20 protein-coding genes are annotated in these 17,100 nt (G+C 71.1%); 19 read left to right on the top strand and 1 reads right to left on the bottom strand.

Annotated features, from left to right (window positions below):
- Positions 1–36 precede the first annotated feature (36 nt).
- The 14 genes from rimM to ACIRR8_RS04590 all read left to right on the top strand — a co-directional run bounded on the left by rimM (position 37) and on the right by ACIRR8_RS04590 (position 11,479).
- Positions 37–621: a ribosome maturation factor RimM gene (gene rimM / locus ACIRR8_RS04655; RefSeq protein ID WP_404058941.1), complete on the top strand. Its 585-nt coding sequence runs from the start codon at positions 37–39 to the stop codon at positions 619–621.
- On the top strand, positions 621–1,442 hold the full coding sequence (trmD, locus tag ACIRR8_RS04650) for a tRNA (guanosine(37)-N1)-methyltransferase TrmD (RefSeq protein WP_404058938.1): 822 nt from the start codon (positions 621–623) through the stop codon (positions 1,440–1,442). Before rimM ends, trmD begins: the two co-directional genes overlap by 1 nt.
- A 130-nt stretch (positions 1,443–1,572) precedes the next feature.
- Positions 1,573–1,923, top strand: coding sequence for a 50S ribosomal protein L19 (rplS, locus tag ACIRR8_RS04645; protein WP_019763533.1), 351 nt, complete (start codon positions 1,573–1,575; stop codon positions 1,921–1,923).
- A 71-nt stretch (positions 1,924–1,994) separates the two neighbouring features.
- Complete coding sequence (lepB, locus tag ACIRR8_RS04640; RefSeq protein WP_404058934.1) at positions 1,995–2,768, top strand: signal peptidase I; 774 nt, start codon at positions 1,995–1,997, stop codon at positions 2,766–2,768.
- The gene (lepB, locus tag ACIRR8_RS04635) at positions 2,761–3,837 is read left to right on the top strand and encodes a signal peptidase I (RefSeq protein ID WP_404058932.1); all 1,077 of its coding nucleotides are present in this window, start codon (positions 2,761–2,763) and stop codon (positions 3,835–3,837) included. Before lepB (ACIRR8_RS04640) ends, lepB (ACIRR8_RS04635) begins: the two co-directional genes overlap by 8 nt.
- Positions 3,740–4,654, top strand: a complete 915-nt coding sequence (lepB, locus tag ACIRR8_RS04630) for a signal peptidase I (protein ID WP_404060643.1) — start codon at positions 3,740–3,742, stop codon at positions 4,652–4,654. The genes lepB (ACIRR8_RS04635) and lepB (ACIRR8_RS04630) overlap by 98 nt, the downstream gene beginning before the upstream one ends.
- A gap of 50 nt (positions 4,655–4,704) precedes the next feature.
- Complete coding sequence (gene lepB / locus ACIRR8_RS04625; protein WP_404058929.1) at positions 4,705–5,457, top strand: signal peptidase I; 753 nt, start codon at positions 4,705–4,707, stop codon at positions 5,455–5,457.
- Entirely contained in the window at positions 5,454–5,939 is a 486-nt protein-coding gene (locus ACIRR8_RS04620; RefSeq protein WP_404058927.1) for an NUDIX hydrolase, read from the top strand. The genes lepB (ACIRR8_RS04625) and ACIRR8_RS04620 overlap by 4 nt, the downstream gene beginning before the upstream one ends.
- A gap of 64 nt (positions 5,940–6,003) precedes the next feature.
- Positions 6,004–6,312, top strand: coding sequence for a DUF2469 domain-containing protein (locus tag ACIRR8_RS04615; protein ID WP_003965949.1), 309 nt, complete (start codon positions 6,004–6,006; stop codon positions 6,310–6,312).
- Positions 6,313–6,476: 164 nt separating this feature from the next.
- Entirely contained in the window at positions 6,477–6,836 is a 360-nt protein-coding gene (locus ACIRR8_RS04610) for a YraN family protein (protein ID WP_356752729.1), read from the top strand.
- Positions 6,836–8,458: a YifB family Mg chelatase-like AAA ATPase gene (locus ACIRR8_RS04605; protein ID WP_404058924.1), complete on the top strand. Its 1,623-nt coding sequence runs from the start codon at positions 6,836–6,838 to the stop codon at positions 8,456–8,458. The genes ACIRR8_RS04610 and ACIRR8_RS04605 overlap by 1 nt, the downstream gene beginning before the upstream one ends.
- Before the next feature lie 164 nt (positions 8,459–8,622).
- Positions 8,623–9,735: a DNA-processing protein DprA gene (gene dprA / locus ACIRR8_RS04600; RefSeq protein WP_404060641.1), complete on the top strand. Its 1,113-nt coding sequence runs from the start codon at positions 8,623–8,625 to the stop codon at positions 9,733–9,735.
- Between the two features lie 254 nt (positions 9,736–9,989).
- Positions 9,990–10,826, top strand: a complete 837-nt coding sequence (whiG, locus tag ACIRR8_RS04595; protein ID WP_356752733.1) for an RNA polymerase sigma factor WhiG — start codon at positions 9,990–9,992, stop codon at positions 10,824–10,826.
- Between the two features lie 95 nt (positions 10,827–10,921).
- A complete protein-coding gene (locus ACIRR8_RS04590) occupies positions 10,922–11,479 on the top strand; it encodes a TetR/AcrR family transcriptional regulator (RefSeq protein ID WP_018488723.1) in 558 nt (185 codons plus the stop codon).
- On the opposite strand, the gene ACIRR8_RS04585 is transcribed toward ACIRR8_RS04590, so the two are convergent.
- Complete coding sequence (locus tag ACIRR8_RS04585) at positions 11,430–12,263, bottom strand: M23 family metallopeptidase (protein ID WP_404058920.1); 834 nt, start codon at positions 12,261–12,263, stop codon at positions 11,430–11,432. The genes ACIRR8_RS04590 and ACIRR8_RS04585 overlap by 50 nt on opposite strands.
- A gap of 278 nt (positions 12,264–12,541) precedes the next feature.
- Between ACIRR8_RS04585 and rpsB the strand changes: the two genes are divergently transcribed.
- The 5 genes from rpsB (at position 12,542) to ACIRR8_RS04560 (ending at position 17,086) form a co-directional block, all read left to right on the top strand.
- Positions 12,542–13,456, top strand: coding sequence for a 30S ribosomal protein S2 (gene rpsB, locus ACIRR8_RS04580; RefSeq protein WP_006127913.1), 915 nt, complete (start codon positions 12,542–12,544; stop codon positions 13,454–13,456).
- 99 nt (positions 13,457–13,555) lie between these two features.
- Positions 13,556–14,392, top strand: coding sequence for a translation elongation factor Ts (gene tsf, locus ACIRR8_RS04575; RefSeq protein ID WP_404058917.1), 837 nt, complete (start codon positions 13,556–13,558; stop codon positions 14,390–14,392).
- 161 nt (positions 14,393–14,553) lie between these two features.
- On the top strand, positions 14,554–15,327 hold the full coding sequence (gene pyrH / locus ACIRR8_RS04570) for a UMP kinase (protein WP_356752740.1): 774 nt from the start codon (positions 14,554–14,556) through the stop codon (positions 15,325–15,327).
- A gap of 116 nt (positions 15,328–15,443) precedes the next feature.
- Positions 15,444–16,001 carry a ribosome recycling factor gene (frr, locus tag ACIRR8_RS04565; RefSeq protein WP_404060638.1) on the top strand — a complete coding sequence of 186 codons (558 nt, stop codon included), beginning with the start codon at positions 15,444–15,446 and terminating at the stop codon, positions 15,999–16,001.
- Positions 16,001–17,086, top strand: a complete 1,086-nt coding sequence (locus tag ACIRR8_RS04560; RefSeq protein WP_404058913.1) for a phosphatidate cytidylyltransferase — start codon at positions 16,001–16,003, stop codon at positions 17,084–17,086. The genes frr and ACIRR8_RS04560 overlap by 1 nt, the downstream gene beginning before the upstream one ends.
- The last annotated feature ends 14 nt before the right edge of the window (positions 17,087–17,100 follow it).

The raw sequence follows: 17,100 nt of genomic DNA, 5'->3' as shown, positions 1-17,100 counted from the left end.
CTCCTCAAGGCCCCACCCCATCAATCGGAGAACAGCGTGCAGTTGGTAGTTGCGCGGATCGGCCGCGCCCATGGCATCAAGGGCGAGGTCACCGTCGAGGTACGAACGGACGAGCCGGAGCTGCGGCTCGGGCCCGGTGCCGTCCTGGCCACCGAGCCGGCGGCCACCGGACCGCTCACCATCGCGACGGGCCGGGTGCACAGCGGCAGGCTGCTGCTGCGCTTCGAGGGCGTGAGCGACCGTACGGGCGCCGAGACGCTGCGCAACACCCTGCTGATCGCCGACGTGGATCCGGAGGAGCTGCCGGAGGACGAGGACGAGTTCTACGACCACCAGCTCATCGACCTGGACGTGGTGCTCGCCGACGGCACCGAGATCGGCCGGATCACCGAGATCTCCCACCTGCCCTCGCAGGACCTCTTCATCGTGGAGCGCCCCGACGGCAGCGAGGTGATGATCCCCTTCGTGGAGGAGATCGTCACCGAGATCGACCTGGAGGAGCAGCGCGCGGTCATCACCCCGCCGCCCGGCCTGATCGACGAGAGCGAGGCCGTGGTGGCCTCCTCCCGCGACGAGGAGCGGGCTGCCGGGGACGACGAGGCGCCGAAGGGCGACGCCTGATGCGGCTCGACGTCGTCACGATCTTCCCCGAGTACCTGGACCCGCTGAACGTCTCCCTGGTCGGCAAGGCCCGCGCCCGCGGGGTGCTGGACGTCCACGTCCACGACCTGCGGGAGTGGACGTACGACCGGCACAACACGGTCGACGACACCCCCTACGGCGGCGGCCCCGGCATGGTCATGAAGACCGAGCCCTGGGGCGACGCGCTGGACGAGGCGCTGGCCGACGGGTACGAGTCCGGCGCGCACACCCCGGTCCTCGTCGTGCCCACGCCCAGCGGCCGCCCGTTCACCCAGGAGCTGGCCGTCGAGCTCTCCGCGCGGCCCTGGCTGGTCTTCACCCCGGCCCGGTACGAGGGCATCGATCGCCGGGTGATCGACGAGTACGCCACCCGCATCCCGGTCGTCGAGGTCTCCATCGGCGACTACGTGTTGGCCGGCGGGGAGGCCGCCGTCCTGGTGATCACGGAGGCCGTGGCCCGGCTGCTGCCCGGCGTTCTCGGCAACGCCGAATCCCACCGCGACGACTCCTTCGCGCCCGGCGCCATGGCCGACCTCCTGGAGGGCCCCGTCTACACCAAGCCGCCCGAGTGGCGCGGCCGGGGGATCCCGGACGTCCTGCTCAGCGGCCACCACGGGAAGATCGCGCGCTGGCGGCGGGACCAGGCCTTCGCCCGGACCGCCCTCAACCGGCCCGATCTGATCGAGCGGTGCGAGGCGGCCGCCTTCGACAAGAAGGACCGCGAGATCCTCTCCATCCTGGGCTTCTCCCCGGAGCCCGGCGGCCGATTTTGGCGCAGGCCACCGGCCGTGGAAGAATAGGCCGCTGCTGTACGTCCGGTGTGCGCCCCTGCCACAGGGGGAAAGACGCCCGCCCGACGCGATCAGCACTCCTTCACTCCTCTCGACATCCCGTCGATGACCTGTGGCATCGGCGAAGAAAGCAGAACTCATGTCTTCCCTGCTCGATGGCGTCAACGCCGCCACCCTCCGGTCGGACGTCCCGGCGTTCCGCCCCGGTGACACCGTCAACGTCCACGTGCGAGTGATCGAGGGCAACCGCTCCCGTATCCAGCAGTTCAAGGGCATCGTCATCCGCCGTCAGGGCTCGGGCGTCAGCGAGACCTTCACGGTCCGCAAGGTCTCCTTCAGCGTCGGCGTCGAGCGCACCTTCCCGGTCCACAGCCCGATCTTCGAGAAGATCGAGCTCGTCAGCCGCGGTGACGTCCGTCGCGCCAAGCTGTACTTCCTCCGTGAGCTCCGCGGCAAGGCCGCGAAGATCAAGGAGAAGCGCGACAACTGATCTGCCTCCAGCGGGTGACCGGCAAGGCACCCTCTGGCGTCCACAGCGCGGCCGGATAGGATTCGGCCCCGATGGAGACGCAAGCAGAGCACTCGGAGCGCGACCGCTCCTCGGAACCCCGCACCGGGTCCGAGGAGCGGTCGCGCTTCTCGCGTTTCCGGGGCGCTGTCGTCTCCGTACGGCCCTGGCGGCGGCGCGTCCTCGTCGCAGGGGTGGCCGGTGTGACCGGGCTGCTGCTGTTCAGCGCCTTCGTGGTCCAGCCCTTCCTGATCCCGAGCGGCTCGATGGAGCCCACGCTGCGGATCGGGGACCGGGTGCTCGTCAACAAGCTGGCGTACCGCTTCGGCGCCGAGCCCGAGCGCGGTGACGTCGTGGTCTTCGACGGGACCGGTTCCTTCGTACGGGAGGACCTGGACGCGAACCCGGTGGCCGAGCTGGCGCGCGGGGTGGCCGCCTCCCTGGGCCTCACCGCGCCTCCTGACACCGACTTCGTGAAGCGTGTGGCGGGCGTGGGCGGCGACCGGGTCGTCTGCTGCGACGCGCGGGGGAGGCTCCGGGTGAACGGGGTGGCGGTGGACGAGACGTACCTCCAGCCCGGGGACACCGCCTCCGAGGCCCCCTTCGACATCGTCGTCCCGCAGGGCACGCTCTGGATGCTGGGCGACCACCGCAGCCGCTCCAGCGACTCCCGCGACCACCTCGGATCGCCCGGCGGCGGGATGGTTCCCGTCGAGCGCGTGATCGGCCGGGTGGACTGGCTGGGCTGGCCGCCCGCCCGGATCGGCGGCCTGGAGGGGGCCGGCGCCTTCGACGGCGTACGGGAGCCCGGCAGGGCGCATGGGTAACCGGGGGCGCCCGCGCGGCGCCCCGGCCCCCGACGCGTCCCTGCCGACCGGGAGCCGGCCCACCACGCCCCGCTCGCTGCCGACCCGGGCCGAGCGCCGCAGGCTCGCCAAGAAGGTCCGGCGCAAGCGGCGCAGGTCCGCGGTGAAGGAGATACCGGTCCTCATCGTGATGGCGCTGCTGATCGCGCTCGTCCTGAAGACCTTCCTCGTCCAGGCGTTCGTGATCCCGTCCGGATCGATGGAACAGACCATCAAGATCGGCGACCGCGTCCTGGTCGACAAGCTGACCCCGAACTTCGGGGCGAAGCCGCAGCGCGGTGACGTCGTCGTCTTCAAGGACCCCGGCGGCTGGCTCCAGCAGGAGAACGCGGCCGGCAAGGAGGACCCGCCCATCGGCGTCAAGCAGGTGACCGAGGCACTGAAGTTCATCGGGCTGCTGCCCTCCGACGACGAGCAGGACCTGATCAAGCGCGTGGTGGCCGTCGGCGGCGACACCGTGAAGTGCTGCGGCACCGACGGCCGCGTCACCGTCAACGGCGTACCGCTGAACGAGGCCTATCTGCACCCGGACGACCGGCCCTCGACCGTCCAGTTCGAGGTGGAGGTTCCGGCGGGCCGCCTCTTCATGATGGGTGACCACCGGTCCAACTCCGCCGACTCCCGCTTCCATCTCGACGAGCCCGGCAAGGGCACGGTCTCCGAGGAAGAGGTGGTGGGACGGGCCGTCGTGATCGCCTGGCCGTTCTCCAACTGGACCACTCTGGAGGAGCGCGAGACCTTCGCCGCCGTGGCGCGGGCGAGCGGATCGGAGGCTGCGATTCCGGGGCCGTCGCATAGGGTTGCCACTCTGGATCGCGACGGAATGGTCCGGCTCCCGACCCCTGCGGAACTCCCGCTCGTTATGGGAGTGGTGGGCCTGCACCGGATCGGTCGCGGGCAGTGGCACGTACTGAGGAGTGGATGTGGGGGATTTGGCGGTCGGCGCACGATCCGGACACGACGAACCCGAGGACCGGCCGGAGCGCGACGACTCTCCCGCGGGCGGGGCGGCGGTCCCGCCGGACGGTGACGGCGGTGGTGGTCCGGGCGGTGACGGCGGCACTCCGGGCGGTGGCAGGCCTCCCCGGAAGCAGCGCTCCTTCTGGATGGAGCTGCCGCTGCTCATCGGGATCGCGCTGATTCTGGCGCTGTTGATCAAGACCTTCCTCATCCAGGCGTTCTCGATCCCCTCGGACTCGATGCAGAACACGCTGCAGCGTGGCGACCGGGTGCTGGTCGACAAGCTGACGCCCTGGTTCGGCTCCGAGCCGGAGCGCGGCGAGGTCGTGGTCTTCCACGATCCGGGCGGCTGGCTGCAGGACACCGCGACTCCGGAACCCAACGTCGCGCAGAAGTTCCTCAGCTTCATCGGACTGATGCCCTCCTCCGAGGACAAGGACCTGATCAAGCGGGTCATCGCGGTCGGCGGCGACACCGTCGAGTGCAAGGAGAACGGGCCGGTCACGGTCAACGGCAAGGTGCTCGACGAGAAGTCGTTCATCTTCCCGGGCAACACCCCGTGCAACGACAAGCCCTTCGGCCCGATCAAGGTCGAGGAGGGCCGGATCTTCGTCATGGGCGACCACCGGCAGAACTCCCTGGACTCCCGCTACCACCAGGAGCTCCCCGGCAAGGGCACCGTCTCCAACGACGAGGTCGTCGGCCGCGCCATCGTCGTCGCCTGGCCCGTGGGCCGCTGGGCGACGCTGCCGATCCCCAGCACGTTCGACCAGCCCGGGCTGAACGCCGCCGCCGCGATGGCCCCGGCCGCACTGGGAGTGGCCGGAGCGCTGCCCCTCGTGCTCTGGCGGCGCCGGAGGCTGACCGTCGGGCGTACCGCCGGGTAGGGTGCCGACTCGGATCAGCGATTGTCGATCTCCGATGGGGGAGCGCTGGGATGAGCCGTACGCAACGTGAGGACGACGGCCGCGGCCGGACCGGCACCATGGTGTCCGGCCTGGCCGTGGCCGTCGGCTGTGTCCTCTTCCTCGGAGGTTTCCTCTGGGCGGCGGTGGTGTACAAGCCGTACGCCGTCCCGACCGACTCCATGTCTCCCACGGTCAACGCCGGCGACCGGATACTCGCGGAGCGGATAGGCGGCGCCGATGTCCGGCGCGGTGACGTGGTGGTCTTCACCGACAGCGTCTGGGGCGACACCCCGATGGTGAAGCGCGTGGTCGGCGTCGGCGGGGACACGGTCGCCTGCTGCGACCAGGACGGCCGCCTCACCGTCGGCGGGATCCCGGTGGAGGAGCCGTACATCGACCGTGGGCCCGCCGCCGCGGGGACACGTGCGCCCGCCTCGCCGCAGGACTTCTCCGCCAAGGTGCCGGAGGGCCAGATCTTCCTGCTCGGCGACGAGCGGTCCACCTCGCTGGACTCCCGGGTCCATCTGGAGGACGCCGGGCAGGGCTCCGTACCGCTGAGCGCCGTCCAGGCCCGGGTCGACGCGGTGGCCTGGCCGATGAACGGCATGATCGGCCGCCCCGCCTCGTTCGCCGCGCTGCCCGGCGGGGTCTCCGCCGACGGCCCGCTCCCGCTCCAGGTGGGGGCGGTGCTGGTCGGCGTGGTCCTCATCCTGGGCGGAGCGGCGTACGGACCCGTCGCCGCCCGCTCCGCCCGCAGGCGGAGAGCCGGGTCCGCCCGGTGACCGCCGTGCGCAGGGTCGCCCGGGTGGTGCTCCTGGACCCCGACGACCGCATCCTCCTGCTCCACGGCCATGAGCCCGGCGATCCCGGGAACGACTGGTGGTTCACGCCCGGTGGCGGCCTGGAGGGCGACGAGACCCATGAGGAGGCGGCCCGCCGCGAGCTGGCAGAGGAGACCGGGATCACCGACATCGAGCTGGGCCCGGTGCTCTGGAAGCGGACCTGCTCCTTCCCGTTCGACGGGCGGCGCTGGGACCAGGACGAGTGGTACTTCCTCGCCCGTACGGCACAGACCGCCACCGCCCCGCAGGGCCTCACCGAGCTCGAATTGCGCAGCGTCTCCGGTCTGAGGTGGTGGACTTCCGCCGAACTTCTCGCGGCGCGTGAGACGGTGTACCCGACCAGACTCGCCGAGCTGCTGCGCACGCTCCTCGACGAGGGTCCCCCGAGTATTCCGTTGGTCCTCGCCGCCGAGATCGCCTGATCGTCCAGGGGCGCCGGAGGCTGACGCACAATGGGGGGACGCACGGCTGAAGGGGAAACATGCCATGAGCGCCGAGGACCTCGAGAAGTACGAGACCGAGATGGAGCTGAAGCTCTACCGGGAGTACCGCGATGTCGTCGGTCTGTTCAAATATGTGATCGAGACCGAACGGCGCTTCTACCTCACCAACGACTACGAGATGCAGGTGCACTCCGTCCAGGGTGAGGTTTTCTTCGAGGTGTCCATGGCGGACGCCTGGGTCTGGGACATGTACCGGCCCGCGAGGTTCGTCAAGCAGGTCCGTGTGCTGACCTTCAAGGACGTCAACATCGAAGAGCTCAACAAGAGCGATCTGGAACTTCCGGGAGGCTGACCCCGCGCGGTCCGCACGTCCTGGGACCGCCGACTCGTGCGAGATGCGGAACAGACCCGGTCACCCGTGAGGGTGGCCGGGTTTTCCACATCCGGAGGGTTATCCACCAAGATCCACAACTTCCGGCCGGCCGGGTCAGAGTCGGTGGCGGAGGTGGTGCCGATATGAACGCACGGGGGGCACTCGGGCGGTACGGCGAGGATCTGGCGGCACGGCTGCTGACCGACGCCGGAATGGCCGTGATCGAGCGCAACTGGCGGTGTCGCGCCGGTGAGGTCGACATCGTCGCCAGGGACGGTGACGCACTGGTCTTCTGCGAGGTGAAGACCCGGAGGTCGGACGCGTTCGAACATCCGATGGCCGCGGTCACGCCGGTCAAGGCGGACCGGCTGCGCCGGCTCGCCGAGATCTGGCTGGAGCGGCACGGCGGACCGCCGGCCGGCGGGGTCCGGATCGATCTGATCGGCGTGATCGTGCCCCGGCGAGGGGCGCCCGTCACCGAGCACGCACGGGGGGTGTCCTGATGGGGTACGCACGGGCGTGTTCCGTGGCGCTGGTGGGTGTCGAGGGCGTGGTGGTGGAGGTCCAGGCGGACCTGGAGCCCGGGGTGGCGGCCTTCACGCTGGTCGGGCTGCCGGACAAGAGCCTGATCGAGAGCCGGGACCGGGTGCGGGCCGCGGTGGTCAACTCCGGGGCCGAGTGGCCGCAGAAGAAGCTCACGGTGGGGCTCTCGCCGGCCTCGGTCCCCAAAAGCGGATCGGGTTTCGACCTCGCCGTCGCGTGTGCGGTGCTCGGCGCGGCGGAGCGGATCGACCCTGCCGCGCTCGCCGACGTGGTGATGATCGGCGAGCTGGGGCTGGACGGCCGGGTCCGTCCCGTACGGGGAGTGCTGCCGGCCGTCCTCGCGGCGGCCGAGGCCGGATACCAGCAGGTCGTCGTCCCCGAGCAGACGGCCGGTGAGGCGGCCCTGGTCCCGGGCGTCTCGGTCCTCGGCGTCCGGAGCCTGCGCCAGCTCATCGCGATCCTCTGCGACGAACCGGTCCCGGACGAGCCCGTCGACGACCGGGGGCGCCCCGACGCCATGCTCGCGGGACTCATGGTCCCGGGCACGGGCCTCGGCGCGGGCCTGGCCCCGGCCTCGGTGCGCGGCGAGGGCCACACGCCGGACCTGGCGGACGTGGCGGGGCAGCCGCGCCCGCGCAAGGCGCTGGAGGTGGCGGCGGCAGGGGGACACCATCTGCTTCTCTCGGGTCCGCCGGGCGCGGGCAAGACGATGCTGGCCGAGCGGCTCCCGGCGGTCCTGCCGCCGCTGACCCGGCAGGAGTCCCTCGAAGTGACGGCGGTCCACTCCGTGGCGGGCATCCTTCCGCCGGGTGAACCGCTCGTCTCCCGGCCGCCCTACTGCGCTCCGCACCACTCGGCGACCATGCAGTCCCTGGTGGGCGGCGGCAACGGGATGCCGAGGCCGGGAGCTGTGTCGCTGGCTCACCGCGGGGTGCTGTTCCTGGACGAAGCGCCCGAATTCTCGGGCAAGGCGCTGGACGCGCTGCGGCAGCCGCTGGAGTCGGGCCATGTGGTGGTGGCGCGGGCGGCGGGGGTGGTGCGGTTGCCGGCGCGGTTCCTGATGGTGCTGGCCGCCAACCCGTGCCCGTGCGGCCGGCACACCCTCTCCGGTGCGGGCTGCGAGTGCCCGCCCTCGGTGGTCCGCCGCTACCAGGCCCGGCTGTCCGGCCCGCTTCTCGACCGGGTCGACCTCCGGGTCGAGGTGGAGCCGGTCGATCGGGCGGACCTGCTGGATCAGGGCGGCCGGGGGGAGCCGACGGCGGTGGTGGCGGCGCGGGTGCGGGAGGCCAGGGCGCGGGCGGCGGAGCGGCTGACCGGGACGCCGTGGACGACGAACAGCGAGGTGCCCGGCCACGAGCTGCGGACCCGTCTTCTGGTGGCACCCGGAGCACTGGTCGCGGCGGAACGGGACCTGGAGCGCGGAATCCTCACGGCCCGGGGTCTGGACCGGGTGCTGAGGGTGGCATGGACGGTGGCCGACCTGAGAGGCGCTCCCCGGCCGGAGGCCCGCGACGTCGCGGTGGCCCTGGAGCTGCGGACCGGCATCCAGCGGGGGGTCGCGATGGGGGCGGGGGCGCTGTGAGGGGGGTTTCGGTTCGGGAGGAGGTTACGGAGCTTGATGCGGCGGGTCCGGAGCTACCGGGGCCCGGGTCCGGTGTGGACCGGGGCCGGCCGGTGCAGGGGCCGGAGCCGCCGGGGGAGCCGGTCCTCGAACCTGAGCGGGTGGCGCGGGCCGCCTTGACCCGGGTGCTGGAGCCAGGTGACGAGCGGGCCGGGGCGTGGCTGCGGCAGGTGGGTCCTGTCGCGCTGCTGCGCGCGCTGCGCGTCGCGGACGGCGCGGCGCGGAAGCTGCCCGGGATGACCGCCGTACGGCTGGAGGGCTGCCGGCTCCGGGCGGCGGCGGCCGAACCCGAGCGGGACCTGGCGGCGGTGGCAGCCCTGGGCGGGCGCCTCGTCTGCCCGGGGGACCGGGAGTGGCCGAGCCAGCTTGACGACCTGGGGGACGCTCGGCCCGTCGGACTCTGGGTGCGGGGCCGGCCCGACCTGCGGCTGTGGGCCCTGCGCTCGGTCGCGGTGGTCGGTGCGCGGGCCTGCACGCCGTACGGGGCGCACATGGCGGCGACCCTCGGTGCCGGGCTCGCGGAGCGCGGCTGGGTGGTGGTGTCGGGCGCCGCGTTCGGCGTGGACGGGGCGGCGCACCGCGGGGTCCTGGCGGCGGGCGGCGCGACGGCAGCGGTGCTGGCCTGCGGGGTCGACGTCCCATATCCGCGCGGCCACGCGGAGTTGATCGGCCGGGTGGCCCAACAGGGCTTGGTGGTGGCGGAGTTGCCGCCCGGCTCCCACCCCACCCGCAGCCGGTTCGTCCTCCGCAACCGTGTGATCGCCGCGCTGACCAGAGGAACGGTCGTCGTGGAGGCCGAGTACCGCAGCGGCTCCCTCGCCACCGCCCGTCAGGCCCAGCGCCTCGGCCGGTTCGTGATGGGCGTGCCGGGACCCGCCACCAGCGGACTGTCGGCCGGAGTCCATGAACTGCTCCGCGGCGAGGGGGTGCTGGTCACCGACGCGTCCGATGTCGCCGAGCTGATCGGCGACATCGGCGACCTGGCACCGGACCGCCGCGGCCCGGTACTGCCGCGGGACCGGCTGGACCCGGTGGCGGCGAGGGTCCTTGACGCCCTCCCGTACCACGGCCTGATCAGCCCCCGTGACCTCGCCCGCGGCGCCGGGACCTCCGCCGATGAGACGCTCGGGCGGCTGTACGAACTGCACTCACTGGGGTTCGTCGAACGCGAGGGCGACCACTGGCGGTTGACGCCTTCGTCACCTCGCGACGGCGACGCGCGGCGAGGCGGTTCTTGACCTGGAGCATTCGGGTGAAAAGGTAAGGCCGATGACCTCGCACGATCGATCGGTGACGTGCTGGGGGCCGTCGCTTGTCGCGATGGCCCCGGCTCCCGGCAGGCGCGGGTGGTGTGAACGGCGGAACGCCATCACGCGGCCCCGATCTCCGCTCCTGTGCGGACTGCGACACCGCAGTCACGCTACGCTCACAGGGATTCCGCCCCAGACAGAAGTCCCCCAGCACTTCACGGCAGAACGGCTCAAGGCACCACATGCCCCAGCACACCTCCGGGTCTGACCGCGCGGCAGTACCACCGGTTGCGCGTGGCACTGTGCGCCCTCCCGCCCCCTCCTCGCTCGACGAACTGTGGCGTTCGTACAAGACCACCGGCGACGAGCGGCTGCGGGAGCAGCTGATCCTGCACTACTCGCCGCTCGTCAAGTACGTCGCGGGCCGGGTGAGCGTGGGACTGCCGTCCAACGTCGAGCAGGCGGACTTCGTCTCCTCCGGGGTCTTCGGACTGATCGACGCCATCGAGAAGTTCGACATCGAGCGGGCCATCAAGTTCGAGACGTACGCGATCACGCGGATCCGCGGCGCGATGATCGACGAACTGCGCGCGCTCGACTGGATTCCACGCTCCGTGCGGCAGAAGGCGCGGAATGTGGAGCGCGCCTACGCCACGCTGGAGGCGCAGCTGCGGCGTACCCCGTCCGAGTCCGAGGTCGCCGCGGAGATGGGCATCGCCCTGGAGGAACTGCACGCGGTATTCAGCCAGTTGTCCCTGGCCAACGTGGTCGCCCTGGAGGAGCTGCTGCACGTGGGCGGTGAGGGGGGCGACCGGCTGAGCCTGATGGACACCCTGGAGGACACCGCCGCCGACAATCCGGTGGAGGTCGCCGAGGACCGCGAGCTCAGACGGCTGCTCGCACGCGCCATCAACACGCTCCCCGACCGTGAGAAGACGGTCGTGACCCTCTACTACTACGAGGGCCTGACTCTTGCGGAGATCGGCAACGTCCTCGGCGTCACCGAGAGCCGCGTCAGCCAGATCCACACCAAATCCGTCCTCCAGCTCCGGGCCAAACTGGCCGACGCCGGACGCTGAATCCGTCCCCTCCGGCCCCCGGAGAGAGGCTGAGCCCTTCCCTCCGGCAGCCGCCGCCGTAGAGTGGATGCGTGCCCAGGATTCGAGCGGCCTCCGTGGCCGAGCACCGGACCATGCAGCGCGGCGCCCTCCTGGACGCCGCGCGCTCCCTGCTGTCCGAGGGCGGTACGGAGGCGCTGACCTTCCCCGCACTCGCCGAGCGCACGGGCCTCGCCCGGTCCTCCGTGTACGAGTACTTCCGCTCCCGCGCCGCCGTCGTCGAGGAGCTCTGCGCCGTCGACTTCCCCGTCTGGGCTGCCGAGGTCGAGAACGCGATGGAGCGCGCCGAGACCCCCGAGGCGAAGATCGAGGCGTATGTGCGCCGCCAGCTCGACCTCGTCGGCGACCGCCGCCACCGCGCGGTCGTCGCGATCTCCGCGAGCGAGCTGGACGCCGGAGCCCGGGAGAAGATCCGGGCCGCGCACGGCGGGCTGATCGCCATGATCGTCGAGGCGCTCGGCGACCTCGGCCACACCCAGCCGAGGCTCGCCGCGATGCTCCTCCAGGGCTCGGTGGACGCCGCGGTGCGCCGGATCGAGCTGAGCGTGGCGGAGGAGCCCGGCGTCATCGCGGACACCGCCGTCGCGATGATCCTGCGCGGCGTACGCGGCTGAACGCGTCGGTCCCCGCCGCCGCTCCCGGTCCCGCCGCCGCCACCTCTTCCGGCTCCGGCACCCCGAACACCGGCAGCAGCCGCGACGGGCCGCGCCGCAGCAGGGAGGGTGGCAGAAGGGAGAGCGGGTCGAGGTAGGCGTCGCCCCGCCGCAGCCCCCAGTGCAGACAGCCCTCCGCGCAGTGGAACGGCCCCGCCTCCAGCAGGCCGACCGCCCGCCCCGCGGCCACCTCGTCACCCCTCGCCACCAGTGCCCGCACCGGCTCGTACGTCGTGCGCAGCGCGGGCGTCCCGCTCCCGGCCAGCTCGACGACGACCACCCCGCGCCCGGCCACCCGCCCCGCGAAGGAGACCCGGCCGGTGGCGGCGGCCAGTACCGCGTCGCCCGGCCGGGCCGCCAGGTCGACGCCGCGGTGACCGGGCCCGTACGGGCCGGCGGGCGGCTCCCACCCCCGTAACACCGCAGGCCTTCCGGCCAGCGGCCAGACCGGCCCACCGTCCAGCTCGGCGTATCTCCCCTCGAAGCCGTCTCCGCCCCCGCCCGCACCCTCTGTCGACGAGGGCACCTCATCGGCCACCCCCGCCTCCGGCGGTACCTCCTCCCCGGCCCGGACCGCCGGAAGAAGCCGAGCCTCGGCGGACAGCCCCACCGAGGGCGGCGGCAACGCGGCCGCCGACAGCACGACGGCCAGCAGCACCGTCGGCAGGCCCCACCGGCGCGGGCCGGTGGAACGGGACGGGAGCCGCAAGCATCGCGGCAATCGCTGGAATCGCTGGAATCGCATGGATCAACGCTCCCCCGGAGGCCCGGATTCCGGGGATCTTGGTCCGCGCCTGTGGACTACCCGCCGGTTGTGGATATCGCCGTCACCCGGCACCCGGCGGGTCCCGTACACTTCTTACGGCGATCCGGGTCACCGGGTCGACTTCGCACGCCCCGCCACCTCCCTCTTCCGGGACGGTGGCCGCGCCCCTCGGTCCCTTGTGGCACGGCGCGATCGGGGCGTCAGGCGCGAACGCAAACCTGCGGTCGCGATAACCGAGCACCTCAAGGAGTACGGCCATGGCCGTCGTCACGATGCGGGAGCTGCTGGAAAGCGGCGTCCACTTCGGTCACCAGACCCGTCGCTGGAACCCGAAGATGAAGCGCTTCATCTTCACCGAGCGCAACGGCATCTACATCATCGACCTGCTCCAGTCGCTGTCGTACATCGACCGCGCCTACGAGTTCGTCAAGGAGACCGTCGCGCACGGCGGCTCCATCATGTTCGTGGGTACGAAGAAGCAGGCCCAGGAGGCCATCGCCGAGCAGGCGACGCGCGTCGGCATGCCGTACGTCAACCAGCGTTGGCTCGGTGGCATGCTCACCAACTTCTCCACCGTCTACAAGCGCCTTCAGCGTCTGAAGGAGCTCGAGCTCATCGACTTCGAGGACGTGGCCGCCTCCGGCCTCACCAAGAAGGAGCTCCTGGTCCTCTCGCGTGAGAAGGCCAAGCTGGAGAAGACCCTCGGTGGTATCCGCGAGATGCAGAAGGTGCCCAGCGCCGTCTGGATCGTCGACACCAAGAAGGAGCACATCGCCGTCGGTGAGGCGCGCAAGCTCCACATCCCGGTCGTCGCGATCCTCGACACCAACTGCGACCCCGACGAGGTCGACTACAAGATTCCGGGCAACGACGACGCGATCCGCTCCGTCACCCTGCTCACCCGCGTGATCGCCGACGCCGTCGCCGAGGGCCTCATCGCCCGCTCCGGTGCCGCCACCGGTGACTCGAAGCCGGGCGAGAAGGCCGCCGGCGAGCCGCTGGCCGAGTGGGAGCGCGACCTGCTCGAGGGCGACAAGAAGGACGAGACCGCGGCTGCCGCCGAGGTCCAGTCCTCCGCCGAGACCGAGAAGGTCGCGGACGCCGAGAAGCCGGCCGAGGCCGTCGCCGAGGCCGAGGCTCCGGCCGCCGACGCGGACGCCGAGCAGGCCTGACACCCGTCACGGCTGCTGACGGCGGGGGCCGGCGCCACCAGCGCGGCCCCCGCCGTTCACCCGTAGATCTTTCAGACTTCGAGAGAGACATACAGACTCATGGCGAACTACACCGCCGCTGACGTCAAGAAGCTCCGCGAGCTCACCGGCGCCGGCATGATGGACTGCAAGAAGGCGCTCGACGAGGCCGACGGCAACGTCGACAAGGCCGTCGAGGCGCTCCGTATCAAGGGCCAGAAGGGCGTCGCCAAGCGCGAGGGCCGTTCCGCCGAGAACGGTGCCGTCGTCTCCCTCATCTCCGAGGACAAGACGTCCGGCGTCCTCCTGGAGCTGAAGTGCGAGACGGACTTCGTCGCCAAGGGTGACAAGTTCCAGACCGTCGCCAACACGCTCGCCGCGCACGTCGCCGCGACCTCCCCGGCCGACATCGCCGCGCTCCTCGCTTCCGAGATCGAGCCCGGCAAGACCGTCCAGGCGTACGTGGACGAGGCCAACGCCAACCTCGGCGAGAAGATCGTCCTGGACCGCTTCGCGCAGTTCACCGGCGACTTCGTCTCCGTGTACATGCACCGCACCATGCCCGACCTGCCCCCGCAGATCGGTGTCCTGGTCGAGCTGGACAAGGCCGACGCCGAGCTGGCCAAGGGCATCGCCCAGCACATCGCCGCCTTCGCGCCGAAGTACCTCTCCCGCGAGGACGTCCCGGCCGAGGTCGTCGAGGCCGAGCGCCGCGTCGCCGAGGAGACCACCCGCGCCGAGGGCAAGCCCGAGGCCGCCCTCCCGAAGATCGTGGAGGGTCGCGTCAACGGCTTCTTCAAGGAGGCCACGCTCCTCGGCCAGCCGTACGCGCTGGACGCCAAGAAGTCCGTCCAGAAGGTCCTGGACGAGGCCGGTGTCACCCTGAAGCGCTTCTCGCGCATCAAGGTCGGCATCTGAGTCCGTCCGGGCGAACAGCACCGGACCCGATAGGGTCTGGTGCAGTCGACGGCCGCACCCACGCCGGACGACCGCAGATCTGACGAGGAGGCCATTGCCGCTGTAGGGACACCAGACCCACCGGCAATGGCCTTCTTCGTATGTGCACGAGGAGAATTTTCATGGACATGGGCGCGGACGCCACTCAGGCCGACGACAAGCGCGACGACACGTTTTCCGGGCGCTTCATGCTGAAGCTCTCCGGCGAGGCCTTCGCCGGCGGTGGCGGCCTCGGCGTCGACCCCGACGTCGTGCACACCATCGCCCGCGAGATCGCCGCCGTCGTACGCGACGGCGCCCAGATCGCGGTGGTCATCGGGGGAGGCAACTTCTTCCGCGGTGCCGAGCTCCAGCAGCGCGGCATGGACCGGGCCCGGTCCGACTACATGGGCATGCTCGGCACCGTCATGAACTGCCTGGCGCTCCAGGACTTCCTGGAGAAGGAAGGCATCGACTCGCGCGTCCAGACCGCCATCACCATGGGCCAGGTCGCCGAGCCGTACATCCCGCTCCGCGCCGTACGGCACCTGGAGAAGGGGCGCGTCGTCATCTTCGGCGCCGGCATGGGCATGCCGTACTTCTCCACCGACACCACCGCCGCCCAGCGCGCCCTGGAGATCGATGCCGAGGCGCTGCTCATGGGGAAGAACGGTGTGGACGGGGTCTACGACTCCGACCCGAAGGCCAACCCCGACGCGGTGAAGTTCGACGCGCTGGAGTACAGCGAGGTGATCACGCGCGACCTGAAGGTCGCCGACGCCACCGCCATCACGCTCTGCCGTGACAACAAGCTGCCGATCCTCGTCTTCGAGCTGACCGCCGAGGGCAATATCGCCCGTGCCGTCAAGGGTGAGAAGATCGGCACGCTCGTCAGCGACGAGAGCACCCGGGCCTGACGGCCCCCCAGGATGGACAACGGCCTGCCGGTCGGACACCGTGCAGGTGAGGACGCGACTCAGGACCCGCAGGGCCCGTCGATGACGGGTCCGCTCAAGACACGCAGGAGCACGTGGTGATCGAAGAAATCCTCCTCGAAGCCGAGGAGAAGATGGAGAAGGCCGTCGTCGTCGCGAAAGAGGACTTCGCCGCGATCCGTACCGGCCGTGCGCACCCGGCGATGTTCAACAAGATCGTCGCCGACTACTACGGCGCGCTGACCCCGATCAACCAGCTGGCCTCGTTCTCGGTTCCCGAGGCGCGGATGGCCGTCGTGACGCCGTTCGACAAGTCCGCGCTGCGCAACATCGAGCAGGCGATCCGTGACTCCGACCTCGGCGTCAACCCGAGCAACGACGGCAACATCATCCGGGTGACGTTCCCCGAGCTCACCCAGGACCGCCGCAAGGAGTACATCAAGGTCGCCAAGACCAAGGCCGAGGACTCCAAGATCTCCATCCGCTCCATCCGCCGCAAGGCCAAGGAAGCGCTCGACAAGCTCGTCAAGGACAAGGAGTCCGGCGAGGACGAGGTGCGCCGCGCCGAGAAGGAGCTCGACGACACCACCGCGAAGTACGTCGCGCAGGTGGACGAGCTGCTCAAGCACAAGGAAGCCGAGCTGCTCGAAGTCTGATGAACGACTCTTCCTGGGGTGCACCGCAGGGAGCCGGTCACCGGGGTGCCCCCGAGATGGGGGTCGCTCCGGCGGGTCCCGCTTACGATGCGCATGAAGCCCAGCAGACTCGGCCCATGCCCAACGTGCCGGACGTCCCCGACGCAGGTAGAGACGCACAGAGCCGCGCCAACCGGAACGGGGACGCCGCGCACGTCGGCGGCCCCCTGTTCCGTGACGAGATGCCGCAGGAGCCCATGTCCACCCCGCTGCCGTCCCCGCCGCAGAAGAAGCGTGCGGGGCGTGATCTGCGCGCCGCCATAGGGGTCGGCGTGGGGCTCGGCGCCGTCATCGTCGCCTCGCTGTTCATCGTGAAGGCCGTCTTCGTCGGTGTCGTCGCCGTCGCCGTCGTCGTCGGCCTCTGGGAGCTCACCTCCCGGCTCCAGGAGCAGAAGGGCATCAAGGCGCCCCTGATCCCGCTGGCCGTCGGCGGGGCCGCGATGGTCGTCGCCGGCTACGCGCGCGGTGCGGAGGGCGCCTGGGTCGCCATGGCGCTGACGGCCCTGGCGGTGCTGGTCTGGCGGATGACCGAGCCGCCGGAGGGGTATCTCAAGGACGTCACGGCGGGCGTCTTCGCCGCGTTCTACGTCCCGTTCCTGGCCACCTTCGTCGCCATGATGCTGACGGCGGACGACGGGCACTGGCGGGTCCTGGTCTTCCTCGTCCTCACGGTCGTCAGCGACACCGGGGCGTACGCGGTCGGCTGGCGCTACGGCACCCACAAGCTCGCCCCCCGCATCAGCCCAGGCAAGACCCGCGAGGGCCTGCTCGGCGCCGTCTCCTTCGCGATGGTGGCCGGTGCGCTGTGCATGGAGTTCCTCATCGACGGCGGCGCCTGGTGGCAGGGCCTGCTCCTCGGCCTCGCGGTCGCCGTCAGCGCCACCCTCGGCGACCTGGGTGAGTCCATGATCAAGCGGGACCTCGGGATCAAGGACATGGGCACCCTGCTCCCCGGCCACGGCGGCATCATGGACCGGCTGGACTCGCTGCTGCCGACCGCGCCGGTGGTCTGGCTGCTGCTGGTGCTGTTCGTCGGCTCCGGCTGAGCGTCCCTTCAGGG

Origin of the sequence: Streptomyces sp. NPDC101178 (assembly GCF_044767965.1) — a bacterium.
Classification (GTDB): Bacteria; Actinomycetota; Actinomycetes; order Streptomycetales; family Streptomycetaceae; genus Streptomyces.
This window is presented reverse-complemented; position numbering and strand designations above follow the sequence as displayed.